This window comes from Helicobacter pylori (assembly GCF_009689985.1).
Classification (GTDB): domain Bacteria; phylum Campylobacterota; class Campylobacteria; order Campylobacterales; family Helicobacteraceae; genus Helicobacter; species Helicobacter pylori_CG.
This window is the reverse complement of record NZ_QBAW01000010.1, coordinates 22,755-47,399: the sequence shown is the minus strand read 5'-3', so window position 1 is coordinate 47,399 and position 24,645 is coordinate 22,755. Positions and strand designations below refer to the sequence as shown.

At 38.7% G+C, this 24,645-nt stretch carries 21 protein-coding genes and 2 pseudogenes; all 23 read right to left on the bottom strand.

What is annotated here, in order from left to right; translation table 11 throughout:
• Positions 1–194: 194 nt before the first annotated feature.
• Positions 195–923, bottom strand: a complete 729-nt coding sequence (locus DBU79_RS06855) for a TerC family protein (RefSeq protein ID WP_154411957.1) — start codon at positions 921–923, stop codon at positions 195–197.
• Positions 924–929: 6 nt separating this feature from the next.
• The gene (gene corA, locus DBU79_RS06850; RefSeq protein ID WP_000248529.1) at positions 930–1,892 is read right to left on the bottom strand and encodes a magnesium/cobalt transporter CorA; all 963 of its coding nucleotides are present in this window, start codon (positions 1,890–1,892) and stop codon (positions 930–932) included.
• 15 nt (positions 1,893–1,907) lie between these two features.
• On the bottom strand, positions 1,908–3,116 hold the full coding sequence (locus DBU79_RS06845; RefSeq protein WP_154411956.1) for a phosphoglycerate kinase: 1,209 nt from the start codon (positions 3,114–3,116) through the stop codon (positions 1,908–1,910).
• 15 nt (positions 3,117–3,131) lie between these two features.
• Positions 3,132–4,124, bottom strand: a complete 993-nt coding sequence (gene gap / locus DBU79_RS06840) for a type I glyceraldehyde-3-phosphate dehydrogenase (RefSeq protein ID WP_154411955.1) — start codon at positions 4,122–4,124, stop codon at positions 3,132–3,134.
• An 88-nt stretch (positions 4,125–4,212) separates the two neighbouring features.
• A complete protein-coding gene (gene ung / locus DBU79_RS06835) occupies positions 4,213–4,914 on the bottom strand; it encodes a uracil-DNA glycosylase (protein ID WP_154411954.1) in 702 nt (233 codons plus the stop codon).
• Positions 4,911–5,612 carry a 1-acyl-sn-glycerol-3-phosphate acyltransferase gene (locus tag DBU79_RS06830; protein WP_154411953.1) on the bottom strand — a complete coding sequence of 234 codons (702 nt, stop codon included), beginning with the start codon at positions 5,610–5,612 and terminating at the stop codon, positions 4,911–4,913. Before DBU79_RS06830 ends, ung begins: the two co-directional genes overlap by 4 nt.
• Positions 5,599–6,762: an SH3 domain-containing protein gene (locus DBU79_RS06825; RefSeq protein ID WP_154411952.1), complete on the bottom strand. Its 1,164-nt coding sequence runs from the start codon at positions 6,760–6,762 to the stop codon at positions 5,599–5,601. The genes DBU79_RS06830 and DBU79_RS06825 overlap by 14 nt, the downstream gene beginning before the upstream one ends.
• 6 nt (positions 6,763–6,768) lie before the next feature.
• On the bottom strand, positions 6,769–8,133 hold the full coding sequence (locus DBU79_RS06820; RefSeq protein ID WP_167599550.1) for a S41 family peptidase: 1,365 nt from the start codon (positions 8,131–8,133) through the stop codon (positions 6,769–6,771).
• Positions 8,134–8,243: 110 nt separating this feature from the next.
• Positions 8,244–8,369 (bottom strand): annotated as a pseudogene (locus DBU79_RS07970) (DNA methyltransferase); the annotation flags it as partial.
• Positions 8,359–9,231: an HpyAIV family type II restriction enzyme gene (locus tag DBU79_RS06815; protein ID WP_154411951.1), complete on the bottom strand. Its 873-nt coding sequence runs from the start codon at positions 9,229–9,231 to the stop codon at positions 8,359–8,361. The gene DBU79_RS06815 and the pseudogene DBU79_RS07970, both read right to left, overlap by 11 nt.
• Positions 9,231–10,310 (bottom strand): DNA-methyltransferase, encoded by a 1,080-nt coding sequence (locus DBU79_RS06810; RefSeq protein WP_154411950.1) that lies wholly within the window; start codon positions 10,308–10,310, stop codon positions 9,231–9,233. The genes DBU79_RS06815 and DBU79_RS06810 overlap by 1 nt, the downstream gene beginning before the upstream one ends.
• A gap of 128 nt (positions 10,311–10,438) precedes the next feature.
• A pseudogene (locus DBU79_RS06805) lies at positions 10,439–14,051 on the bottom strand (type ISP restriction/modification enzyme).
• Positions 14,052–14,074: 23 nt separating this feature from the next.
• Positions 14,075–14,896 carry a carboxylating nicotinate-nucleotide diphosphorylase gene (gene nadC / locus DBU79_RS06800; RefSeq protein WP_154411949.1) on the bottom strand — a complete coding sequence of 274 codons (822 nt, stop codon included), beginning with the start codon at positions 14,894–14,896 and terminating at the stop codon, positions 14,075–14,077.
• Entirely contained in the window at positions 14,896–15,906 is a 1,011-nt protein-coding gene (gene nadA / locus DBU79_RS06795) for a quinolinate synthase NadA (protein WP_154411948.1), read from the bottom strand. The genes nadC and nadA overlap by 1 nt, the downstream gene beginning before the upstream one ends.
• Positions 15,896–16,699: a phosphatidylserine decarboxylase gene (locus tag DBU79_RS06790; RefSeq protein WP_154411947.1), complete on the bottom strand. Its 804-nt coding sequence runs from the start codon at positions 16,697–16,699 to the stop codon at positions 15,896–15,898. Before DBU79_RS06790 ends, nadA begins: the two co-directional genes overlap by 11 nt.
• A complete protein-coding gene (locus tag DBU79_RS06785; protein WP_154411946.1) occupies positions 16,696–17,199 on the bottom strand; it encodes a DUF6115 domain-containing protein in 504 nt (167 codons plus the stop codon). Before DBU79_RS06785 ends, DBU79_RS06790 begins: the two co-directional genes overlap by 4 nt.
• A 12-nt stretch (positions 17,200–17,211) precedes the next feature.
• Positions 17,212–17,706 carry a hypothetical protein gene (locus DBU79_RS06780; RefSeq protein ID WP_017281584.1) on the bottom strand — a complete coding sequence of 165 codons (495 nt, stop codon included), beginning with the start codon at positions 17,704–17,706 and terminating at the stop codon, positions 17,212–17,214.
• Entirely contained in the window at positions 17,699–18,541 is an 843-nt protein-coding gene (mqnP, locus tag DBU79_RS06775) for a menaquinone biosynthesis prenyltransferase MqnP (RefSeq protein WP_229764036.1), read from the bottom strand. Before mqnP ends, DBU79_RS06780 begins: the two co-directional genes overlap by 8 nt.
• 70 nt (positions 18,542–18,611) lie before the next feature.
• The gene (locus tag DBU79_RS06770) at positions 18,612–19,925 is read right to left on the bottom strand and encodes a ComEC/Rec2 family competence protein (RefSeq protein WP_195834244.1); all 1,314 of its coding nucleotides are present in this window, start codon (positions 19,923–19,925) and stop codon (positions 18,612–18,614) included.
• The gene (locus tag DBU79_RS06765; RefSeq protein WP_154411943.1) at positions 19,922–21,382 is read right to left on the bottom strand and encodes a replicative DNA helicase; all 1,461 of its coding nucleotides are present in this window, start codon (positions 21,380–21,382) and stop codon (positions 19,922–19,924) included. Before DBU79_RS06765 ends, DBU79_RS06770 begins: the two co-directional genes overlap by 4 nt.
• Before the next feature lie 10 nt (positions 21,383–21,392).
• Positions 21,393–22,787: an NAD(P)H-hydrate dehydratase gene (locus DBU79_RS06760; protein ID WP_154411942.1), complete on the bottom strand. Its 1,395-nt coding sequence runs from the start codon at positions 22,785–22,787 to the stop codon at positions 21,393–21,395.
• Between the two features lie 2 nt (positions 22,788–22,789).
• On the bottom strand, positions 22,790–23,992 hold the full coding sequence (gene crdS / locus DBU79_RS06755) for a copper-sensing histidine kinase CrdS (RefSeq protein ID WP_154411941.1): 1,203 nt from the start codon (positions 23,990–23,992) through the stop codon (positions 22,790–22,792).
• Positions 23,958–24,599, bottom strand: coding sequence for a copper response regulator transcription factor CrdR (gene crdR, locus DBU79_RS06750; protein WP_120907413.1), 642 nt, complete (start codon positions 24,597–24,599; stop codon positions 23,958–23,960). Before crdR ends, crdS begins: the two co-directional genes overlap by 35 nt.
• Between the last annotated feature and the right edge of the window lie 46 nt (positions 24,600–24,645).

The window sequence follows — 24,645 nt, the reverse complement described above, 5'->3', positions numbered from 1 at the left end:
TATTACTCTTTCATGGGCGCTAAACTAGAATACCGAAGGATGTATAGCCTTTTCCTCAATTATGTGTTTGCTTACTAGGTGGTGCAAATTCTCTTTTTAAGGGGGCTTCATTGCGAAATGCCCCTATGCGCTTATGAGTTTTGATTAAAATTTAGTTGTTCATAAAAACATGAAAGCCTTTTAAAAAACGCTTTTTAATTTTTTTTCATTTTCTTTTCTATGAAAATATTCAAGCATTCTATGAGCAAGGCAAAACCAATACCCGCATACAAATAATTTTTATCAACATGCAAATGCAAGCCTTCTAAAAACAAAAACACGCCCACAACGAGCAAAAACACAAAGGCTAAAGTTTTGATGCGATAATGCCTTTCAATAAAATCGCCAACGATTTTGGAAAAAAACATCATCACGATTACAGATAAAATGATAGCAAGCGCCATGACTTCTAGGTGTTTAGCGATCCCAATAGCCGTGATCACGGAGTCTAAAGAAAAGACAATGTCTAAAAACATGATTTCTATTAAAGTGATGAAAAAGCCAAACGCTTTTTCTTGGTGTTTTTCTTTAGGGCAGATCTGCTCTTTTAATTCCACTAACGCTTTAAAAGCCAAAAACGCCCCCCCTACAAGCAGCACCACATCACGCCATGAAAAACTCATGCTTGCTAAAGTGAATAAAGGCTTTTGCAAATGGCTGATAAAAAACAAGCTCCCTAAAAGCCCTATGCGCATGAGCATAGCCAGACCCAAGCCTAAAATCATGGCTTTATTTTGCTGGTGTTTGGGGAGTTTATAGACCATCACCGTGATAAAAATGATGTTATCAATCCCTAAAATGATTTCTAAAAGCGTGAGCGTAGTCAAGGAGACTATGCCATGCGTTGTGGAAAGAGCGTCTAATAGTGAGGATAAAAATTCCATGAAAGGCTACAACCAGCCTTTCTTTTTAAAATAAATCACTGGGAGAATCGTAGAAATCGCCATGACAATCAGCGCGAAAAAATACCCATATTGCCATTCTAACTCCGGCATGAATTTAAAATTCATGCCGTAAATCGTGCCGATCAAAGTGGGGGGCATCATCGCCATGGTCGCCACCGTGAAGAGCTTGATGATTTTATTTTGCTCCACATTGACTTGAGAAGCGAACAGGTTTTGAATGTTGTCTAGGGAGTTGAGATTGACCGTTGTAGACTCCACTAAAGAGCTGAAATCGGTTAAAATGATATTTAAATTATTTTTAGTATCGCTATCCACTTTATTGCTCCTTAATAAAGCGGTAATAATGCGCCGTTTGTCAAAAAAGGAATCCCTTAAAGCCACATTAAATTCTTGCAAATTGGACAAGCGCATCAAAACATTTTCATGCGTAGGCGTGGAAGTTTCTTTAAAAATGATGTTTTTGCGCAGCAGGCTCGTTTGTTTGTTGATCCACTCCAAACATTCCACGCCTTTTTCAAAATACACTTCAAAGATTTTGGTTAGAATATCAAACCCGTCTTCAAATTTTTTAGGGCTAGCCAAAACCTTTTTTTGGATAGAATCAAAGATTTCTAAAGTCCCGTAATAAATCGTGAAAAGAATGTTATTAGACAAAATAAAGGTCGCCATTTCCGTGTGGAAAGTTTCATTTTCATCCTGGTTAGTGAAAAAAGCGTTGATCGTAACGCTGGAGCTGTCTTCCCAATATTTGGTAACTGATGAGACTCGTTGGGAATGGTCTGTGTTGTAGTGGATAGCGTATTCTTGGCTTAGAGTGGCCAATTCATTGGGCGTAGGGTTGATGAGCTCAAACCATAAAACCTCATTTTCTTCTATATCAAAGCCATTAAAATCATTAAAGCGTTTTTTAATGACAAATTTTTGCTGTTTGAAAAACACATTCACCATAAGCGATCCTTAGAGTTAATGGCGTTTATCCAAAACCTCAAAACAAGGTAGAATCTTGCCCTCTAACAATTCCAAACTCGCTCCCCCACCGGTGGAAATAAAGCTCATGTTATCCTTTTCGCCCGCGCGGTTGATCGCATCAATGGTATCGCCCCCACCAATGAGCGAGAAAGCGTAAGTGTCAGCGATTTTGTGGGCTAGAAAGGTTGTGCCTCTAGCGAATTCTTGTTTTTCATGCACGCCTAAGGGGCCATTCCATATGATCGTGGGCGCGCTCTCTATGACTTCAGAAAATAATTTCACGCTCGCAGGCCCTATATCAGCGATCTTGTGTTTAGGCTCAATGTCTTGGACGGGTGAAATTTTGATGTGTTTGGGGTTAAGAATGTCATCAGTGGTTACAGCGTCTATGGGCAAATAGACTTTGACTTTTTTTTCTTTCGCGCTTTGCAATAATTCTAAGGCGTCTTTTATCAAAGCGTCTTCTACAGGAGAATCTTGCACATCATAGCCCAAGGCTTTTAAGAAGGTGTTGCTCATCGCTCCGGCAATGATGAGCTTGTCAATGAGATCTAAAATGTTTTTTAATAGGGTGAGTTTGGAGCTGACCTTAGCCCCCCCTACAATCAACAATAAAGGGCGTAAAGGGTGGTTAAACGCTTGATAAAACGAATCGATTTCTTTTTTGAGTAAGAACCCGCTCACTTTAATAGGGGCGAATTTAGCGGTGCCATAAGTGCTGGCATGCTTTCTGTGGCTTGTGCCAAAAGCGTCATTCACAAACACATCGCACAAGCTCGCTAAATCTTTAGCCAGATTTTCATCATTTTCTTCTTCACCCTTTAAAAAGCGGATATTTTCTAAAAGAAAAATCCTTGTGGGTGCGTTTTCGTTTAAGGCTTGCTTGAGTTGTGCGATGTTTTGAGAAAAAACCACTTCATGGTTTAAGAGCCTTTCAAGGCGTTTCAAAAAGGGCTTTAAGCTCAATTTTTCTTCAACCCCTTTAGGGCGGCCCAAATGGCTCACTAAAATAATATCTCTAGCCTTATTGTCAATACAAAATTGGATAGTAGGCAAGCTCTCTCTAATGCGCGTGTCATCGGTAATATTCAAATTTTCATCTAAAGGCACATTAAAATCCACTCTAATAAGCACCCTTTTATGGCCCACTTCCACTTCTTGAATGTTTTTAACATTTTGCATAAACGACATTTTAGCTAACATGAAAAATCCTTTCTTTTAATTTTGCGCTATATATTGCACCATGTCTATCAAGCGCTCGCTATAACCCATTTCATTATCATACCATGCCAATACTTTAGCATTTTTTTCGCCTATTGTCATGATTTGATCATCAATCACAATCGTGCTAAAAGGCGAAGAAATAAAATCGCTTGAAACAAGCCTTTCTTCATCAACACTCACAACCCCTTTAAAGGCATGCTTGCAAGCGTCTTTAAGCACATGCTGAACGCTCGCTTTACTCACGGATTTTTTAAAGTTTAAAGACAGATCCACTAAGCTCACATTAGGGGTAGGCACTCTAATCGCAAGGCCTGTGATCTTAGGGCCTAAATGCGGTAAGACTAGCGAAATGGCTTTGCTCACGCCGGTGCTTGTGGGGATAAGGTTTAAACCAGCCGCTCTAGCGCGGCGGATGTCTTTGTGCTTGGTGTCTAAAAGGTTTTGATCGTTGGTATAGCTGTGGATGGTGGTTAAAAGCGCGTTTTCTACTTTAAAGGCTTCATCTAGGATTTTTAATAAAGGAGCGCTAGCGTTAGTCGTGCAAGAGGCGTTAGAAATCACGCTTTCGTTATGGTAATTCTTGTGATTCACCCCATAGACAAAGGTGGGGGCGTTTTGCGCGGGAGCGGAGATGATGACTTTTTTCACGCTGTTTTTAAGATGAGCGCTTGAAGCTTCTAATGAATTGAATTTCCCGGTGCATTCTATGATGATTTCTGCGTTAGCGATAGAAAAATCAAGCTTGTTAATGTCTCGTTCGCTCAACACTAAAATATTTTTACTATGCCCGATATTTAGGGTTCTATCAGCGTTTAATTTGGCTTCAAAATGCCCATGCACGCTATCATGGCGTATCAAATGCAAAAGAGTTTCTGTTTCAGCGGTAGAATTGATAGCAACGATTTCTACATCTTTTCTTTGACTGGCAACTCTTATAGCGCACAAACCGATGCGCCCAGTCCCATTGATAGCGATTCTAATTGGCATGTTTTCCCTTTATTTAAAAATCACCATTTTATCACAAATGCCCTTAAATAAAGGCATTCTTAAGGGGTTCTGTCTCATTAAGCATCAATCATAAACTAAAATCAAAATCCTTACGATAAATCTCTCTGTGGGCGTTTTGGATGCTTGTAAAAACCCCACTCCCTAAAAACCCCCTAGATAATGGGCTAGGGTGAGGGGCCGTGATGATGATGTGTTTGTTTTTGGGGATTAGAGCGATCTTTTTTTGGGCGATCTTTCCTAACAGCACCACGATCAAGGGAGCGTTGGCTTCAAAAAGGCACATCAATATTTGATCGCTAAAAGCTTCCCAACCGATGCGTTTGTGTGAAGCGGCTTGGTTTTTTTCCACGCTTAAAATGGCGTTCAATAATAACATGCCCCTTTTAGCCCATGCGCTCAAATCCCCACAACAAGGCACAGGCACGCCTAAATTCGCATGCAATTCTTTAAAAATATTTTTTAAGCTTGGGGGGATGGGGGCGTTTTTTTCCACGCTAAAGCTTAAGCCCATCGCCACAGGCAATTCTTGTTGATTTTTTAGGTAGGTGGAATGGTAGGGATCTTGCCCTAAAAGGATGATTTTAACCGCACTAGGGGATGTTAGATTGAGCGCATAAAACAGATTAGAGCTTTTAGGGAAAATGGTTTTAGGGCTTTTTAGGGCTTCTAAGTAGCGTTTTTCTATTTCTAAAAAATAAGGCTTTTTGAATTCGCTTTGCAAAAACTCCCGCCAAGCCAAACTTAAAGGAGCGCAGTCAAAAAGCTTCATGCGTTTAATTCATGGTAGTGTTTTAAATACTCTTTTTGCATGCGCTCTTGTAATTCTTCATACCAGGTGGGCGAGCTAAAATTGGGCGTATAGCTTTCTAGCATGACTAGACGGGTGCGGGCTTTATAGGCTTCTAGGGGCTTGGAATTAAAGATTTTAATGGAATTGATTAACACCATGGGCTGGATTTTGAGCTGGAATTTTTCGGCGATGATTTTAGCCCCTTGCTTGAAAGGGAGGAATTTTTCTCCTCCTTTGCCTCTAGTGCCTTCAGGGAAAATCACTAAAGGGCGGTTTTGATCTAGCTTTTCTTTACACGCTTTCAAAAGGCTCACAATCCCCTTTTTATCCTCTCTGTCAATTAAAATCATTCCCGTATCCGTTAAGGCATGCCCATAAAAGGGGATTTCGCCCAGCTCTTTTTTAGCGATCCAGCAAATATTGCTAGGGTGGTAGGCTTCTAAATAAATAATATCCAGTAAGCTTTGGTGGTTTAAGACAATGAGTTTAGCGTCCGTATCAAAAGCGCCTATTTTTTCTAAATTAACCCCGGTAAGGGGAAAAAAGCACGAACAAGCCCTACGGCTGGAGCGGGCGTTATTGTTTTTTCGGTTAAAATAATTGAAAACAATGATAACGGCTAAACCTATAGCGATCACTAAAGCTCTATAAATCGCTCTTAAACTATTTGACTTCATCTTTTTTGACCCACCCTATTTGCTCATGCGGCGTTAGGATTTTATAATAATCATCATGCGAACCTAAGATTTTAATCGGCATTTCATTTTTAGAAAGCCCTAAAATGGTGGAATTTTGCGTGGGCAGAATGCGGATTTTTTTATGAGCGAGCAAAAGGGCTGATTTTTGCGTGAATAAAAGGTTATACAAAACAAACCCTAAGCACAAAATCCCAAGCCCTAAAAAAATGAGCTTGCGCCCAAAAATGAAAAACAACACCAAGAAAAACACGCACAAAGCGAGCAGCGCCACATTAGAAAAGACTAAAAAATTGTTTTTAGGGATGAGATCGCTTTGAATACCGGTAGTGTCTTGAGTGGGAATGGTTGAAAAAGATAAGGTTTTAAATTGCCTATTTGAAAGCGAAAAATAATCAAAAGAAAGGTTTTGAATGGTTTTAGGCAACACGCAATAATAAAAAACGCTCCCTTCTTTAGCCTTGATTTGGTTTAAAGAGGCGTCATCAAACCCTTGTTTTAGCGCTTCTTTGATGTGAAAATCTTCCCAAGTGGCTTCTTTGAACGCTAATTCCACCACCAAAATATTGTTTTTATCGTCATAATCTTTGGTTTTGTATTGCACAACTTGTAAATCTTTAGCCATGACATTCGCGTAACGAGGGTTTTTAGATAAATCCGTTACCTGCAAAGTAACTTTTGGGGCTATGGAATAATCTATATACTTGTCTTTATTAGAAAACGCGCTCACTTCTAAAGGCGGAATGCTCGCTTTTATGCCCTTAATCTTGTAATAATAAGTCGCTCTGAAAAGCTCTTTTTCCACCTTTTTCCATTTAGGCATTTTGCTTAAAAGCTCAATTTGGGTTTTATCCAGCTCGTCTTTGATTTTAGCTTCCAAAAACTCAGCGTCAAACAGCAATAAATCATAAGTTACGCCTATAGTTTGACCGATATAAACCGGGTTGTTTTCCAAATCTTCTAATCGAGGAATTTTCACATAAACCACTTTAGCCTTGATTTCTTCTGACTCAGAAGTGTTTTCAGCAACCAAAAAGCTTACCCAAAAGCTTAAAATCAAGCTGATGATTTTAAGGATTTTGATTGGATGAGCGAAAAAACTCATTAACGATTTTTCAAATAAAAACCCCATGAGTTTTTATTTCTTCTTAGGCGCTTTTTCATCCATTTTCTCATCAACGATAGACCAGGTTTTCAAGCTGTCAATAGCGGTTTTTAGCTGGATATCATCATTGATCATTTTAGGAGTAACCTCTTTTTCCTCTTCATTTTTCTTGTCTTTATCCGCCTCTTTGGAATTAGGGGTTTTATCATCAATCTTTTTAAGCTCTTGCTCTAAATGGTGTTTTAGATCCGCTTCTTTCAAGCTGAATTTATTTTCATTTTCTGGTACTTTACCTGGATAAATCACAATATCAGGCGTGATCCCCTTAGCTTGAATGGTGCGCCCGCTCGGCAAATAGTAGCGTGCGGTCGTGATCTTAATGGCTTCGTCTTTATTGACAGGGAGCAGTATCTGCACGCTTCCCTTACCAAAGGTTTTTTCACCGATAATCACGGCCCGTTTGTGATCTTGCAGTGCCCCTGCGACGATCTCGCTCGCGCTCGCTGAACCGCCATTGACTAACACCGCAACAGGCAAATTGGTATAAGGGGCTCTGCCGTTAGCCTTGTATTCTAAATTTTCTTCTTTATTTTTGCCTTTTTGAGAGACTAAAACCCCCTCTTTAATGAATAAGTTAGACAAGCCCACCGCTTGGTTTAACAACCCTCCAGGATTACCTCTTAAATCCAACACGATCCCTTTAGTTTTAGGGTTAGCTTTTAAGCCGTCTAAAACCGATTTGGTAACATTTTTATCAAAAGAATTGACTCTCACATACAAATAAGGGGTTTTTTCAATCTTTTTCACATAGACAGATGGGACTTTGATGATGTCTCTAACAATGTTAAACACCAAGGGTTTTGGCTCGTTTTTTCTTACGACGGTGATCTGAATAGGGGTCTTTGGCTTGCCACGCATGAGATTGATTGCATCATCAATGCTCATGCTCAGCGTGCTTTCGTTATTGATTTTTAAAATATTATCGCCCGCTTTAACCCCAGCCTTGTAAGCGGGAGTGCCTTCTAAGGGAGCAATAACGGTCAAAACGCCATCGCGCATGCCCACCGTGATCCCAAGCCCCCCAAATTCGCCCTCGGTTTGGGCTTGAAATTCCTTAAACTTCTTTTCATTCAAATACGCTGAATGCGCGTCCAAATTAGAGAGCAAGCCTTCAATCGCTTTAGTCATGATCTCAGAAATACTGATTTTATCCACATACTTTTTTTCAATTTCTGAAACCACATTAGAGAAACGACTGAACGCTTCCACCCTTTTAGCCGCTAATTCTTGCGGATCTTCTTTAACCGGCTTGACCGGCTTTTTTTCCTTAACTTCACCACCATGTAAACTCACAGCAAGAGAAATCGCTAACAACCCTTTAAAAAGTCGTTTTGTCATTGTTAATAGCACCACCCATTTTTGAGATTAGAAAGAATCACCTTTAAGGTTTTATTCAATTTTTTGCGTTTATTCTATCTAAAATTTAGATAATATGCCCATTCATTCACTCATTTTGAGCCTAAACGATACAACAAAAACGCATAACTCCCCGATCCATTCACATGCAAATCACAAAGCATGTTCGTTACAAAAACATTAGAAATGGGGCTTACTTTAGAGCCTCTATCGCAAAGACAATAACTTTTCTTCTAACTTTGACGCTAATTGCTGATAAATCGTTTTATTCTGTTGTTTAAAATACTCTATTAACATTTTTAAAACTTTTTGTTCTGGGAATAAGATTAACACAAGATTGAAAATTCCATCATTATCCAAAAGTTTTCTATAAACGCTTGGCGCTAAATCTTTGATTTCTTCAAAGCTCTCTAAAGGATTTTCATCAAAATTCAAACTGGGTAAATCAGGTAAGGTTTCACGCCATCGCGCTAAATGGTTTAAAACCTCAGCCCAAACTTGCAAGATATTAAGTTTTTCAAACAACTCCTTACCATAGCACAATTTCAAAGGCACGCCATAACCAACAGATAATTTTTGCAATTCTTCTTTATAATAATTTTGATTTTTATTCAAACTCTCATCTATAAAGTAAAAATAGCCTTGAATGTTTTCGCCATAATGATGGATTAAAGCCTCTAATTTTCTTTCAAAGTTATCTATTTGCCCTCTCTTTTTGGTGCTGTCATGGTCATCTCGCATTTTTTGTTCTATAAAATAATATGTGTTATCTTTTTTAGCAAACTGATCTAATTCTAAAGATTCCATTTTTTCTTTACCCTTATTATAATAAGGAATTTTTTTAGATAAAGGCGAAAAGTTATGCTCTTTTAAATACTCTTCTATTAAATATTCAAACGCATCGCCAAACTTAATCTCATGGGAAGTCAATAAATTTTGTAATAGTTTTGTTTTGGGTTTAGTGGGTCTAAAAATCCCCAAATAGCGTTCAGGGTTTTCAGCAATATTTTCAAGTAATTTCGCTTTAGATGTTCCAAAGACAAAACGATTAAAAATCTCGTTAAAGGTTTGATAATCCATTAAAACTCCTTTTGGCAGATATAGCGCAATTCATCTAGCAATAAAAATTGATTTTGGTAATACGCATAAAAAAATTTCCAGCCATTATGGTTGGTTTTATTCAAATATTTAGCGCTCATCTTATGAATAGAAGTTTCATAATTTTCATTATCCCTCACTTGTCCGTTTTCTAAAACTTGACAAATTTTTTCTTTGTTAGATGAGTATAAAAAATCTCCAATTTTTAATAATTGTTTAGAAATTAAAAGACTCATAGGGATTTTTGGGGGTTTGGTTTCTAAATCTAAATTAGTGATAAAATCGCTTTTATCCCTAGTGTTATTCAGGCGTTTTGCCGCTTCTTTGATATAAAAAGAATCTTTTTCAATGCCAATAAAATACCTATTCATAGATTTAGCCACAGCCCCTGTTGTGCCTGTGCCAAAAAAGGGATCTAAAATAATATCTTTAGGCTTAGTCGCGCTTAAAATGATTTTTTTTAAAAGCGCTTCTGGTTTTTGCGTGGAATGCACTTTCTTGCCTTGCGCGTTTTTTAATCTTTCGTTACCCATGCAAATAGGGATTTGCCAGACCGATTTTTCTTGTTTATCATTATTAAGATACTTCATTGTTTTATAATTAAAGGTAACTTTGCTGTTTTTGTGTTTAGCGCACCAAATAAGCGTTTCATGGGCGTTACATAGTCTCTTGCCAGCAAAATTAGGCACCGGATTGCTCTTGTGCCAAATAATATCATTGAGTATCCAAAACCCTAAATTTTGCAAATGAAAACCAATTCTAAAAATATTTTGGAAACTCCCTATCACACAAATACTGCCATTATCTTTTAAAATCCTTTGGCATTCTTTTAACCAACCCAAACAAAAGGTATCGTATTCTTTAAAAGAGCCAAATTTATCCCAATGATCCTCAACGCCTTGAAATTTTGTGCCTTCAAAACGCTTCAATTCCCCCTCTGTTTGCATAAAATATGGGGGGTCAGCAAAGATAAAATCAACGCTTCTGTTAGGAAAATCTTTTAACTTTTCTAAACAATCCCCCTCTATGATAGTGTTTAAGTTTTCTTTTAAAAAATCCATGATTAATTAACCTTTTATATCTGCTACTCTAGCCATTTTAACACAAGCGTTTTAAGGCTATCTTAATGTTTAATCTTTAGCTTTGTTCTCATCAAATGCATCAAATGATAGAATCTATCTATCCCCACCTATTTTAAACGATACAACAAAAACGCATAACTCCCCGATCCGTTCACATGCAAATCACAAAGCATGCCCGTTACAAAAACATTAGAAATGGGGCTTACTTTAGAGCCTCTATCGCAAATGAGAGCGAGATTAGGTAATACAGAATAAAGGGAAGGCTGAACCTCCGCCTCTGCGGTAGATATTGTTGTCGCTTGCTTTTGTGCTGATGAATGCGGCATCAAAGTCAAAATCTCCGATGGCTTTGGCTTGGCGCGATAAGATAAGAGCGATATTGGCATTAAACGGGGGGGGGGGGGGGGGGGGTTTTGCAAGATTTCTTGTATTAAGGCTTTGCTGTCGTCATTCCCTTTGTCATTCCCTTTTAAATGGGGCAAATCGCTCGTCAAAATACCCAGCGTTTTTTGGATTTCAATCGTGCGCGCAATGACTTTAATGATGTTTGTTACATGATCAAAGTCGCAAGGCTCGTCTTTGTGGCTTTTTAAATACTTGTCTAAAACGCCATACCCCCCTATCATGTAATGATAAATTTCCTCACTCACCCCACTAAAATAAGCGCTATGGTTGATATAAAGGCGTTGTTCTGATTCGTTATGAGTGGGTTTTTTGATAATGGGGTTACAATCATGCGATTCTTTGTAGTAGGATTCGCCTATGGTGGCGTCTTTTAATTTTTCAAAGCTGTAATTTAGGCTTTCTTTATTTAAGACATGCAAGCCGATTAGTTCAACCCCTAAAAGGCTTAAAGCCCTGAACAAATCTTTATTGTTTGTGAAAAGGATTTTAGGGTAATCGATTTTAAGGAAGTCTTCATAACGCTTGCGGTAATTTGGGGAATACAATAGCACATAGATATAGCCTAAAACCTCTAGCGGCTCAAAATGGTGGCTATAATGCTTGTCTATGAAGCTTCTAAACTCTGGCGTAAAATTTTCGGTGTAGTTGGGGTGTTTGAATTGATAAAGGGGGTAATTAACCCCAGCTCCATTGCCCCCAGAGCTTAACCCTTGATCGTTAATATGAGAGCTTATAAAGCATTGCGTCCAACTTTTATCGTTGTTTTTTAGTTGTCGTGGGGTGTTTAGTGCGACATTTTTGCGCGTTTGATGGGGTGTTTTAGGGTTTGTTGTGGGGGGTAACATGTGCTTAAAAACTTCGCCTCGTGGATAAGCGATAAAAGACTTTGATTTACCGGTATAATAAGTCCAACGATAATCAAAGGGGCGGTATTGGCACGAAACAATGTATTCTTCTAAACGCTTAATATTAGTCTTAACTTCTTTGATAGCATTGTTTAAACGCCAATCCCTACTATCATCGCCAATATCATACTTTCTGCGTAATTCACTGGGTTCTAGGGTTGAAAAATCTTTTAAAAGCTTTAATAAGCTTTCTTTGTCTTTATGGAAAACGACATGGTCTCTTCCTGTAACAATCCCCACACTTCCAACTTGAAACATCTCCTGGACGCTAAAGCCTTGCTCGTATTCCTCTAACAAGGGCGTTTCTTGGGGTATGAGCAAGTAAAAAGGCGCTCTTGGGGCAATCTCAAGCCACTCAATACTATTCAAATCGTTTTGGGCTAAAAAAGCGTATTTTTCAGCCCTTTCGCCATACACATCATAATAACAGATTTTTTTGGTGGCTTGTGCCTTTTTGACAAAGAGGTTAATGGACACACCTTGCATGATATTGAAAACATTTTCATCTTTTGCGCCTTGTGGGGTTTCCTCCTTTTTCCTCGCATTTCCATGCAAATTTAAGATATAAAGCTCATCGTAGCATTCTAAAAGAGAGCGCCTTAACCCCCTAAAAGTCGGGTTGTCTAAAAAGGCGTTGTTAGAGATAAAGCCAAAAAGGCCATGCCCTAATGATTCGATCTTGTTTTGAGCGAAACGCATGAATTTCACGTAATCGTCTAAGAGCCATTTAGGGTTTTTCTCCTTTTGCAGTTTGTATTTGGAATGGAGATTTTTAAGTTCCTTTAGGGCGTTTTTACTGCCGCTTTCTTTTTGTTTTTGAATGTTGTTTAAAAGCGTTTGGATTTTATCGGTGAGTTTAATGTTTTTTTCAATTTCTATGGTTTGAAACTTAGGCTCTATGCCGTAAGTGGCTTTCACTTCCCATTCAAACAGGCCCTCATTACTGCTCGCCCCGCTATAAGGGGGGGTTACCGGTGATGATAAGGATATTTTCATTTTTTTTAATTTCTTGGGCGTTTGAAAGCTCTTTTTCAAAAATCGGGCTTAGCCCACGATAAGCAACGATCTCACTAGGCTGTATGAGGGTGTTGGTTAAAATGATTTTAAGCGCGTCGTTTTCTTTGAGAGATTTTTTAAATTCCTCCTTAAAGGCTTGGCTGAGATTCAAATGAGCGATCGCATAAGGAGCGATCAAGTATTCAAACCCATAGAATTGCTTCAAGAGGTTTTGGTATTTGTCCTCTTTAGTGGAGGTGCCTCCATCGCTTGTTTTTTTCGTTTCTAACGCCTTTCTAAACGCTTCCAATAAAAAAGTGCCGGTGCCGGTGGCAAAATCTAAGAGCTTGATGTTTTCGTTATCTAAAGTGCTTTTTAAGCCTAAGGGAGCGTCTTTGAAATGCGTTTTAAGCAGGCTATCCAAAGCGTTAATGATGAATTTCACCACAGAATCTGGGGTGTAATACACGCCCTTTTTCTCTCGCAATTTAGGGTCATAAGCGCTTAAAAAGGTTTCATAAAAGTGCAAATAAGGGTCTTTATCGTCATTCAAATCTTTAAGGATAGAATCCATATCAACATGATTTATCGAGCTTAAAATTTCATTTAAAAGCCATTGGATTTTTTTGATTGCATCAAGCTTCTTTAAAAAGTCCGCCATTTCTCTGATCACAGCGAAATTTTCAGGAATGGAGCTTCTCACATTATCCAAATTGATTTTTTCAAAAGGGTGGTTGAGCTTGGCCAGAAAAAGGCTGTAGGTGAGCGTTTGAGCGAGCGCATCGCTAAAGTCTTCAAAACTCAATTCTTCATAAAGATATTCTTTAAAATTGTTAAAAATGCTAGAAACTTGCGTGTCTTTTTGGTATGTGATTAGAGCGTCTTTTAAATACCTGGTGGGCGTGCTTAAACGCGTTGCAAAATCTTTAGCGTTAGCGATAGGCGCTGCTTCGTGATTGAAAAAGCTTTTGAACAATTCAATTAAATCGCGCTCGGTTTGCGGTTTGGGTTTTAGGGGTTTAGAGAGTTCATCAAGGCTAGCGATAGAAATTTCTCTTTTAATTAAAGGCTCATTATTTTCATCTTTCCCTACCCACACGAAATTAAGGTAATCCGTGAGCATGAGATTAGGGTTTAATTCTAAATATTTAAGAACTTGATCGCTTTTTAAGAGCTGGCTAAGATTAGTCCCTACCCTTTTATTTTCTATATAGCCAATGTTAAGCCCTTGGAAAGAAATGCGAAAATCAGGCTGACCCCCTTGTTTGTCTCTGTTAGGTTCATGTTCAATCTTAAATTCTTTATTGAAATGGTCTTTTAACCGATTAAGCAAGTTTTGTAGAAAGGAGCGGTGTGCGAGTTCATTCTTTTCAGGCGTAAGATCTTTAATGCTTTCTAAATATTCTTTTAGCATGCTAATAACCCCTTTTAAAGCCTTTAAGCCATTTTCATGTGCATGTCAATAAAAGTGGCTTGATGGATTAAAGCCCCTACACTAATGGCATCCACGCCGCTTTTGGCGTAAGCGTTGACGCTCTCTAGTGAAATGTTCCCGCTCGCTTCCAATAAAACAAAGGGATAATGCGAATCTCTATAAGCGGCAATTTCTTTAGTCTCTAAAGCGCTCAAATTATCGCACATCACAATATCCGCTCCCGCATTCATGGCGTTTTTGGCCTCTTCAAAGCTTTCGCATTCAATTTCAATTTTAGCCGTGAAGGGCAAGTTTTTTCTGGCATGCGTTAAAAAGCTTTTGAGATCTTTGACATGCTTTAAATGCGTGTCTTTAAGCATTAAAGCGTCATCTAGCCCTAAGCGGTGGTTGCTCGCTCCCCCATTAAGCACGGAATATTTTTCAAAGATCCTTAAAAGGGGTCTGGTTTTTCGTGTATCCAACAAACGCACTTCATGGGAGTTTAAAGCTTTCACAAAACGACTCGTTAAAGTAGCGATCCCGCTGCTGTGTTGCAAAAGGTTTAAAAGGGTGCGCTCCACCTTTAAAAGCATGCTAAAATCCCCCCTAATCTCCATTAAAGTGCCTTTAGGTTTGAAGCGTTCTTTATCCTTAATGGTTTTAACGCATTCAATGCCAGTCATTTCCAACAACTCTAAAGCGTATTTTTCGCCTGAAAACACGCCCTCTTGTTTAGCCCTAACAAAGGCTGTGGCTTTAAAGTCTTTTTCTAACACCCTTTCAAACAAATCCCCATGCCCTAAATCTTCTTTTAAAGCGCGTTCTAAAAAGGTTTTAATCTCCATTAGGATAACTCCATCATTTTAGTTAAAGCGAGTTTGGCCAGATGCGCCACCTCATCTTTTAATTCAATCGCATTAAAAGCCCTGTGGTTTTTATAAGCCTTTAAGACTTCAAACAAATCTTTTAAAGTCGTTTCATTCATGGTAGGGCAAAGGGCGAGCGTGCTAGAAAGAATGAAAGTGTTTTGATGGTTGCGCTTGGCTTTCAAGCGATTGACTAAATTGCTTTCAGTGCCTATGGCGACTTTTTGATGGGGGCTTAACTTTTCTACAAATTCTATGATTTGACTCGTTGATCCGCTAAAATCAGCATTTTGAACCACGCTAGGCTCGCATTCTGGATGGACAGCGATTAAAATATCCGGGTATTTTTGGCGGTAAAATTCAATGTCTTCTAATTTGAAAAGCTGATGCACCGAACAAAAGCCGTTATAACAAACCACATCAGCGTTTTTAATTTCTTCTTTGCTATTTGCGCCTAAAATCGTGCTTTTTAAGCCATTTTCTAGGGCTAGATTTTCACCCAAGCATTTATCCGGTAGAAAAAAGATTTTTTTATTTTGTTTTAAAGCGTGATTAAAGATTTTAGAAGCGTTCCTACTCGTGCAAACCACGCCACCATCTTTAGCGACTTTGGCTTTCACTTCAGCGTTAGAATTGATATAAGTGATAGGGTAAAACTCTTTAACGCCGTATTCTTTTAATAAATGAACGCTTCTATCGTAGTAATGGCTATCAATCATTCTCGCCATAGAACAGCATGAGAGTTTGGGCATGATCACTTGTTTGTTGAAGGCTAGGGCTTTCACGCTCTCCCCCATAAAATGCACCCCGCAAAACACGATGAGGTTTTTATCGCTTTGACTTGCGATTTTAGCTAACTCCAGGCTATCGCCTGTATAATGGGCTAACTCTACAATCTCATCTTTTTGATAAAAATGAGCCACTAAAAGCGCGTCTAAATCGCGCAACAATTCCAAAATAGAAGTTTTTAAATCGTTATCAGTTGGCATGAAATTCCCCTATACTTTCCCCAAACTTCACGCTTTTTTCTTTCAAATCTTTAAAAGCGGTGTTTTGAATGAATAAAACGATCGTAGAGCCCATTTCAAAATTCCCTAAATTATCCCCCTTTTTAACCTTAATTGGAGGGTTGTAAGAGTAGGTTTGCGTGAAATGGGCTTTAGCGTTAGTTTGGATATTCTTATCAAAATTAAAACGCATTTTACCCACATTTAACGCTCCCACCGCTATAAAATACAACCTATTGCCTTGAATGTCTTTTGCAACAAGCGCCACTCTTTCATTGCCCACAAACAGATTTTTGTTTTTGTGTAATGAGGGCTTATTGACTGGCAGTAGTTTCCCCGCAAAGCAACGAGCCTCTAAAATTTCTAAATCGCAAGGGGCGTGGTAGTGGTGGTAATCTTTGGGCGAAAGGTAAAAATTCACATAGAAAAAAGAAGGGCTTAAGGGATTGATTTCACCCACTAATTCATGCGCTTTATAGGGCATGCCTTTAATTTGTAAAGCGCTATCGTTGTCTAAAAAAGCGCATTCAGTGATCAAAGCATCGCAAGGTGCAATGCATGCGTTAGGGGCTTTGTCAAAGGGGCGTTCTTTTTTTAAAGAGCGCGTGAAAAGAGCGTTCAAACTCTTATAATTTTCTAAAGGCTCAAACTCGCTCAAATCAATTTTAAAGATCTTAACATAAAGGGCGTTGATGCCTTTTTGGATAAAAGAAGGGAATTCATAGCCAGCGACAGAGCCAAAAAGTCTTGAAAGAGCGTTGCTTAAAGCTATCATTTTAACCCTGCCATGTTCAATACAAACTCCACCTCGCCCTTACTCACTTTAAGTTCTTTAGAAATAGAATCCACGCTAAAGCCTTCTTGATACATTTTCAAAACCTGTTTTTCGTTGATTTCATCGCTAGCGGCATAATGCCCCATGTCTTTGAATTTGTTTTCTAAAATAATGATTTTTTCTTCTAAATAATCGCGCTCTTTATCCATGGATTTTTGGATTTCTTGCAACTGGTTATAAAGGTGTGAAAGGGTCGTTCTCAATGAGCTATCCTCTTTAGCGCTTTTTTCTAAAGAAAGGCCTTCTAAACGCCCCTCTAATTCTTTCAAGTGCTTAGAATAGATATAATTTTCTTGATAGGATTCATCTAAGGTTTTTTCTAAACGCCTCATTTTATGGTAAAACTCTTTTTCTTTAAGATACAAATACCCCACCAAGCACACCAACACCAACAAAATCGCCCCTAAAACGACCATAAACAAATCATTAGAAGATAACATGATTGCTCCCGTTCATAATTTCAAGCCTTTCCTTTCGCTATGGACAATGAAAGAATCATAACGCTTAATGTCTAAGGCGTGCATGCGAGTGATTTCTAAAAAATTTTTATCCCTTGCCACGCCAAAAAAGGCTAGGATTTTCCCCTCTAACACACAACGCCCGTAATAAGTTTGAGGCGTTATCAGGCTTGATTTTTTGATACAAATCAACCCATGCCCTAAAGCGGTGATGCGATCCTTTTGCTCTAATTCAAGTAAATTTTCTTTTAAAAGCAGGCTCTCTAATTTTTCTAATTTAAAATACAGCGCTTTGAGTAATTCCAGAGTGTCATTTTCAACATTCAAGCGTGAAAAATCAAAGCCAGAACCCAACCAATCAAATTCTTCTAATACCGCTAAAGAGCGTGTGGTTTTAGAGATGAACCTTTCATAAGAGAACGATAAATCGCATTGGACTAGGCGCGTTTCAAACCCTAAAGCTTGAGATCTTAAAACCAACTCATGCATGCTTAAATCCCACATCAAGGACAATAAAAATAAAAAACACCACCCCCAAATAGCCATTGCTCACAAAAAAGGCTTTAGGAATGTTTTTATAATCCCTAGCCACTAAGATCTGCTCATAGAGTAAAATCAAGGCTGAAACCCCTAATCCTAAATACGCAAAAAGCCCCCCATGATAGCATTTGATAAAACAAAGCCAGCACACAAGCGCTACAAGGTGTGAGAGCCTTGAAAGATTCAAGCACCACTTTTCCCCTAATTGGCTAGGGATGGAAAACAAGCCCCTTTCTTTATCAAACTCCATATCCTGTAAAGAATAGAGCAAATCAAACCCAGCCACCCATAACATCACCCCTAAAGCCAAAAAGACATTCCATAAAGGAATATCCCCTAAAACCGCCACACTCCCAGCAATGGGGGCTAAACCCAAAGCCAAACCCACGATAAAATGCGCCAAAGAAGAAAAGCGCTTGAAGAACGAATACCCCCCTAAAATGATTAAAAAAGGGAACGAAAGCCTGAAAGCTAAAGGGTTAATGAAATAGCTCACCACCACGAATAAAAGAGCGTTTAAAAAGCTAAAAACCACCATGCCTTTAACGCTGATCCTACCATCCACGCTCGGACGGTTTTTCGTCCTTGGGTTATCCTTATCAATATCTCTATCCACTAGGCGGTTAAACCCCATAGCGAAGTTTCTTGCCCCTAATAAGGCTAAAAAACAAAGGATTAAGGTTTCTAACCCAAAAAAGAGCGTTTGATTTTTTTGATAGGAGCTTATGACCATAGCCATGAGTAAAAACATGCTAGAAAATATCGTATGCTCCAAAGCGACCAATTCGCTTAAAGCTTTGATTTTATGCGTGATTTTTTTAAGCAATTATTTGATCCCTAATAAAATGACTTTTCTAACCTACAATTAAACTAGGCATTATAATATATTGATAGCAACAATACAAGAAAAAGCCCACGCTTAAAACATTCATGCTTAAATAAACTTTAAAAAAACGCGTGCTTAGAATCGTTAAAAATAAATGCACCCCCAAAAGCCATAAAGGCGAAAAAACCGAAATCGTAGGGATCATTAAAGGCATGTTTAAAATACCATCCAACAAAGACCCCAAACCCACAGCATGCAAGAACAAACTCAAAGGGAAAAACACGATAAAAATCAAGCCTAAAGGAATGCTAAAGAGTTGGTAGGGCGAAAACATAGGGAAAAAGGCATGCGCAATGATGAGCATGTTCAAAAACACCAGCACGCTTAAGCTTATGACCTGAAAAGATCGCACCAAAAAAGAAGAGGTTTTAAAAAAGGCTTGAGTGTGTTTTAAAAACAAAAAGATATACCACACCCCACAAACAGAAAGCAAAAACCCCACGCTAAAAAGCAATTTAGGGAGTAACGCTATAGCGATACAGCACGCTAAAATCAAAAGTTTAAAACTCAAAAGCCTTACCCCAAAAAAGCATGCCAAAAACCCTAACAAGCCCATTAAAAACGCCCTGAAAAAAGAGGGTAAAAAATCTAATAGCAATAAATACCCTAGCAAAAAAACCCACACCAAAACTCCTATATCATAAAAAGCGTTCCTATAAGGGAAATAGCGTTTTTGTAAGGGGGTATAAAAAAGAGAGAAAATAAAATACACGCTCGCGCTCAAAATCCCTAAATGGAATCCGCTAATGGCTAGTAAGTGGTTGATCCCTAGCGCGTTAGCCCTATCTCTTAAGTCTTTATTCAAGCTATCCCCTATAAACAACGCTCGGTATAAATTACCCACTAAAGCGCTTGAATGAGCGCTGTCAATGAAACGGCGCCAATGCGATTTGAGATCTTGTTTTCGTGTTAAAGAAAAAGAATAAGTTTGAAAAAAGCATGATCTTAAAGACTCTAAGAACGAGCAAGGTTTGATTTTGCCAAAAAATTGCGCGTAGCGGTATTGGAGGTTTTTTAAAGGCTCTTTAATGGTGGTGTAAAAGATCATGCCCTTTGATTGGAGCTTTAAAACAAAATAGGTTTTTTGATCTTTAGTTTTAGGGTATTGCAACAAGATTTGAGCGTTCAGGCTTGTAGGTTTTGAAAAATCAAGCTTTTGGTAATTCAAATACTCTAAATAAAGATTGAACGCTAACAAAAGGCTTAAAATAACCCCACACAACAAGTATTCTTTGGGGGTTGTAAGAAGTTCAAACGCCCCCTGAAAAGTTTTATCTTTCAAGTTATGGGCATTTCAATTTTAGTTTCTTGTCCTTCTTCTAAATGAGAATCCATGGGCATGTCTTCATAGCGTGTGAAAGGAGCGTTAAAGCGCGTATAAACCGTTCCTGTAGCCCCATTCCTGTTTTTAGCCACAATGATTTCAGCCTCTTCAATACTGCCATTTTGCTTATGGATACGCCTTTCTTCATTGACTTTTAGGTGCAACTCTTGCGCCTCTTCAATTTTGCCTTCTTTTTTGAGCTTGTCTATTTTGTTGTCTTCAGCCCTCATTTGATAGATATAACCTCTATACAAAAATAAAACAATATCAGCGTCTTGTTCAATCCCTCCGCTGTCTTTAATATCAGAAAGAATGGGCCGTTTATCGTCTCGGTTTTCTAGGCTGCGGTTGAGTTGCACTAACGCTATGATAGGGATTTCTAATTCTCTAGCTAAAGTTTTAAGCTCCCTTGAAATTTCAGCGATCTGTTCATGGCGTTCTTTAGTGGCTTTACTCCCTGACATGAGTTGCAAATAGTCAATAAAAGCGATACCCAATTCCTTGTGTTGGGATTTAAGCTTTCGTAGTTGCAAGCGGATTTGCTCTATCCTCACATAACTTTTATCGTAGAAAAAGAGTTTTTTGCAAGAAAGGTGATCATAGCATTTGGCTAAATTTTCCCATTGATCATCATCAAGCCTCCCGCTCTCTAAATCATGCATATTAATAGAAGTGAGATCCGATAGTGCCCTTAAAGCGAGTTGTTCCGCAGACATTTCTAAACTAAAAACCGCTACCCCCCTATCGTCATTGAGCGCGCTTAAGACCATGTTCATCATCAAACTGGTTTTACCCATAGACGGCCTTGCCCCTATAATGACTAAACTCCCTTTATTAAAACCGCTCGTATAATTATCCAATTGAGTAAAGCCAGTCGGTATGCCAGTAACTTCCAAACTCCCTTTTCTTTGGTTTTCTACAATAAGATCCATCGTGCTTTCAAGCACTTCTTTAATATCCCTAAAGCCCTCTATCGTGCTGCCGTTCAATAACGCATAGACTTCTCGCTCCACAGTGCCTAAAATATCGCTGGATTTTTGCGCGCTTTCTAGGGCTTGCTCTCTAATGGTATTAGCCAAGCCAAAAAGTTTTCGTTTAATGGAAGCGTTTTTAATCTCTTCAACATAAGCTTCAATATTATCTATAGGGCTTGCTGCAAAAATAGCGACCAGATCTTCTTCTTTGATTTGCTTGTCTTTAGGCATTTTTTGGCGGATAAAATTCTCATCAATGGGGCAATTTTCTTCATGCAGTTTTAAAGCGATTTCAAAAAACAAGCCGTTAGGCGGGTAGTAAAAATCGCTAGGCTCTAAAACGCTATGAACCTCTTCAATCTTATGGTTGGCCAACACAATGCCTGAAAGCACGATCCTTTCAATGTTTTGCAATTGCTGCAAATGCTTTAAATGATCCATTTTTATCCTTTTATAGTCGTTTGATCTTTTCTATCAAATCTAAGGGCGTTAAAGCGTAATTATTCTTAAATTCCAAACCCGCTAGGGCGTGCGCTAGGCTTGCGTTAATAGCGGCGTCTAAAGGCGTATAATTTTGAGAAAGTAGGCTTACAATCAGCCCCGCTAACACATCGCCACTGCCTGCTTTGGCTAAAGCCACGCTCCCTAAATTGTTGATAAAAGTTCGCCCTTGATGAGCGATTAGGGTATTAGCCCCCTTTAAAAGCAAAACCACCCTGGGGTATTTTTGAGAAAAATTCCTTGCGATTTCTAGTTTATTGTCTAATAATTCTAGCATGCTTATATTGATCCCCACTGATTTTAACAACGATAAAAACTCTTTAGGGTGAGGGGTTAAAATCACTTCTTTTTCCAAAGCTTGCAATATCTCTTTATGGTAAAAAACGCCCGCATCTAAAACGCATGGGGCTAATTCAAGCCACTTGTTAAAATCCTTTGGAAAACCCTCTAACCCCATGCCAAGAGCGAACGCGCTTAATGGGTTAGGGAAATTTTCACAAAAAACCAATTCTAAAGGCTTGTTATTAGAAGTTATCTCGCATTCTAACGCTTGAACGCTCACCACCCCAGATCCAAAACTTAACGCGCTTAAAGCGCTCAATAATCCCGCCCCACTATGCTTACCCAAAAGCACATGCGCATGCCCATAATCGCCCTTATGAGCGTTTTTTCTATCCCTTAAGGGCAGTTTCAGATCGCTTTTTTCTAGTAAAAAAGTCTCTGTTGGGATCTCATAAACTTGATTAAAAACCCCCAAATGCCCCACTTTCAATTCCCCTACATAGTCTTTAGCCCTATCGCTTAATAAGCATGATTTGATAGCGCCCATGCTGATAGTCGTATCCGCTTTAAACGCCCTCTTATCCACCCTGCCTTTAGAATCGATCCCGCTAGGAATGTCGCAAGCGATTTTAAAGCGCGCTTTTTGAGAAAGGCTTTCAAAGTCTAAAAACGGCTCTAATTCGCCTTTAAAGTTACTCCCTACCACGCAATCTATTAAAACATCGCATTCCAAATCTTTATGATTGTCTTCCCATGCTTTGATGACTACCCCCACTTTTTTAGCCCTTTCTTTTTGCAATTGGCACATGGGGCTTTTGGCTAATTTCATTTCAAAAACTAGCGTTCTAAAACGCCCCACTAAACGCCTGGCTAACGCATAGCCATCGCCCCCATTATCCCCACTCCCACAAAGGATAATGACCTTAGCGCCTAAAGAAGCGTTTTGTAAAACCGCCCTTTCTAAAGCCATAGCGGCGTTTTCCATTAGAATGTCTTCGCTTAAAAGCCATTCTTCAAGCGCCCTTTTGTCTAGGGCATCCACTTTTTCATACACTGAAAGCATTTTTATCCTTGAAAATGAATACAGAACGAATTTTCATGAAACGATCCCTTTAAAGAGGGTTCGCTATGAATTTCTAAACGCATTTTATACTTTTCACACACTTTTTTCACTAAATCCAACCCTATACCATAACCCAACACGCTAGAATTGAAACGCGCGTAACGAACGCTTAATTCTTTAATCTTGTCTTTAGGGATTTCATACCCTAAATTTTTCACTTTCAAAAACCCGTGCGTTAGCTCTATGTGGATATACCCATGCATGACGCTGTATTTGATCGCATTCATGAGCAAATTGCTATAAAGCGAAATAAAATCCTGTTCTTTAGCCTTCAATTCCACTCCCACTAGATCGCTTTTAAATTCCAGCTTGTGGTAGTCTATCATCTCGCTAAAAAGCGTGTTTTCTTTAATAATTAAGGCTTTTAAGTCCAAAAGCACAAAGGATTCGTGCTCAATATCTTGCATCACTAAATAAGAGAGCGAGCGGTATAAAAAACTCATGCGCTGGATAGCGATTTTAATGCGGCGGTGTTGTTGGCTGTCTTCTAGGGTTTTTAAAGACAAGACTAAAGCGCTCATGGGGGTGTTTAATTCATGCGTGGTGTTTTTTAAAAAATGATCGATGCGCGTGATTTCATTCCTAATGGGCTTTAAAAACAAACGCCCTAAAAACACAGAAACCCCTATCACGCATAAAAACGCTACGACAAACACTAAAACAATATTACGATACAAAGAAGAAAAATGAAGGGGTTTAGAATTTTTAAAAAGCATTTTAGCCACGCCTAAATGGGCGAAAGTTTCATCGCTGAATAAGTAATATTCCCCCTTAAAACTAAAAAAGCCCGCTTCTTTATGGTTCTTAATCAAATTTGCGCTTTCAGGGATATTAGAATATAAAACACGCTTTTTACTATCAAAAAGGGCTATGGAAGCGTCTTTATAGCGTGATATGAGAGCGTTTAAAGCGTTTTGGTAATCCCCATGCGTTTGCATGTGTAGGGCAATCACTTCACTAGCGATCTTAGAAGCCATTTTGTCCATGTCCATGCGTATCATTTTGATTTTTTCGTTTTTTTCATAATTAAACGCTAAAACGCTAATCACCAGCATTAACACAAACGAAGAGCCTAAATAAGTCCCCAAAAAGAGCTTGAGGGATTTTTTTTCATAGTGGGTTAAAGCGATAGCCCACCCCCTTATGCGTTTCTATGCAATTTTTCCCCAAAAGCTTGCGCAACACTTTAATGTAAGTGCGTAAGGTGGAATCATCAATCGCTTGCTCCCATAAGTTGTTTTCTAACGCTTGAGAGCTGATGATTTGCCCTTTATGCTCTAAAAAGTATTCTAAAAGTTGTGCGGTTTTGGGCGCTAGGATTTCCTTTTTCCCTTTAATATTTAAAGAGTGTTGGTGATAAAAAATGTTAGGCATGATTTCTATGGGATCATCATTGAAAAACCTTTTAATGCGCGCTTCTAATTCGTCCAAATCAAAAGGCTTTTTCAAATAATCGCTCGCTCCTAAATTAAAAGCGTTTTTTAAGGTAGTATTATCCTGCAAGGCGGTGATAAAAATCACAGGCGTAGAGATTAAAAAATCGTTTTTGATGCGCTTGAATAATTCCAAGCTATTCATTTCAGGCACTTGCACGTCTAAAAGCAAGAGGTTGAAGCGTTCAACCGAAAGCCTTTCATAAGCCTCTTTCCCATTAAAAGCGCAAACCACTTCATAGCCCAAATGCTCCAAAAACTCCTTGATACTCTCGCTTAAAAGGTAATCATCTTCTAGTAAAAAAATCTTTTTTTGCATGGGGGTATTGTAGCACTTAATGGGTGGGCTTTGTTATAATACTTTC

Coding starts and splice junctions, on each gene's coding strand:
- corA (WP_000248529.1), bottom strand. CDS start 1,892: ATGGTGAATGTGTTTTTCAAACAGCAAAAATTTGTCATTAAAAAACGC.
- DBU79_RS06820 (WP_167599550.1), bottom strand. CDS start 8,133: ATGACAAAACGACTTTTTAAAGGGTTGTTAGCGATTTCTCTTGCTGTG.
- DBU79_RS06855 (WP_154411957.1), bottom strand. CDS start 923: ATGGAATTTTTATCCTCACTATTAGACGCTCTTTCCACAACGCATGGC.
- DBU79_RS06825 (WP_154411952.1), bottom strand. CDS start 6,762: ATGGGGTTTTTATTTGAAAAATCGTTAATGAGTTTTTTCGCTCATCCA.
- DBU79_RS06815 (WP_154411951.1), bottom strand. CDS start 9,231: ATGGATTATCAAACCTTTAACGAGATTTTTAATCGTTTTGTCTTTGGA.
- DBU79_RS06765 (WP_154411943.1), bottom strand. CDS start 21,382: ATGGATCATTTAAAGCATTTGCAGCAATTGCAAAACATTGAAAGGATC.
- DBU79_RS06785 (WP_154411946.1), bottom strand. CDS start 17,199: ATGTTATCTTCTAATGATTTGTTTATGGTCGTTTTAGGGGCGATTTTG.
- DBU79_RS06790 (WP_154411947.1), bottom strand. CDS start 16,699: ATGATAGCTTTAAGCAACGCTCTTTCAAGACTTTTTGGCTCTGTCGCT.
- DBU79_RS06845 (WP_154411956.1), bottom strand. CDS start 3,116: ATGTTAGCTAAAATGTCGTTTATGCAAAATGTTAAAAACATTCAAGAA.
- nadA (WP_154411948.1), bottom strand. CDS start 15,906: ATGCCAACTGATAACGATTTAAAAACTTCTATTTTGGAATTGTTGCGC.
- DBU79_RS06810 (WP_154411950.1), bottom strand. CDS start 10,310: ATGGATTTTTTAAAAGAAAACTTAAACACTATCATAGAGGGGGATTGT.
- nadC (WP_154411949.1), bottom strand. CDS start 14,896: ATGGAGATTAAAACCTTTTTAGAACGCGCTTTAAAAGAAGATTTAGGG.
- DBU79_RS06780 (WP_017281584.1), bottom strand. CDS start 17,706: ATGCATGAGTTGGTTTTAAGATCTCAAGCTTTAGGGTTTGAAACGCGC.
- gap (WP_154411955.1), bottom strand. CDS start 4,124: ATGCCAATTAGAATCGCTATCAATGGGACTGGGCGCATCGGTTTGTGC.
- crdR (WP_120907413.1), bottom strand. CDS start 24,599: ATGCAAAAAAAGATTTTTTTACTAGAAGATGATTACCTTTTAAGCGAG.
- ung (WP_154411954.1), bottom strand. CDS start 4,914: ATGAAGCTTTTTGACTGCGCTCCTTTAAGTTTGGCTTGGCGGGAGTTT.
- DBU79_RS06760 (WP_154411942.1), bottom strand. CDS start 22,787: ATGCTTTCAGTGTATGAAAAAGTGGATGCCCTAGACAAAAGGGCGCTT.
- DBU79_RS06830 (WP_154411953.1), bottom strand. CDS start 5,612: ATGAAGTCAAATAGTTTAAGAGCGATTTATAGAGCTTTAGTGATCGCT.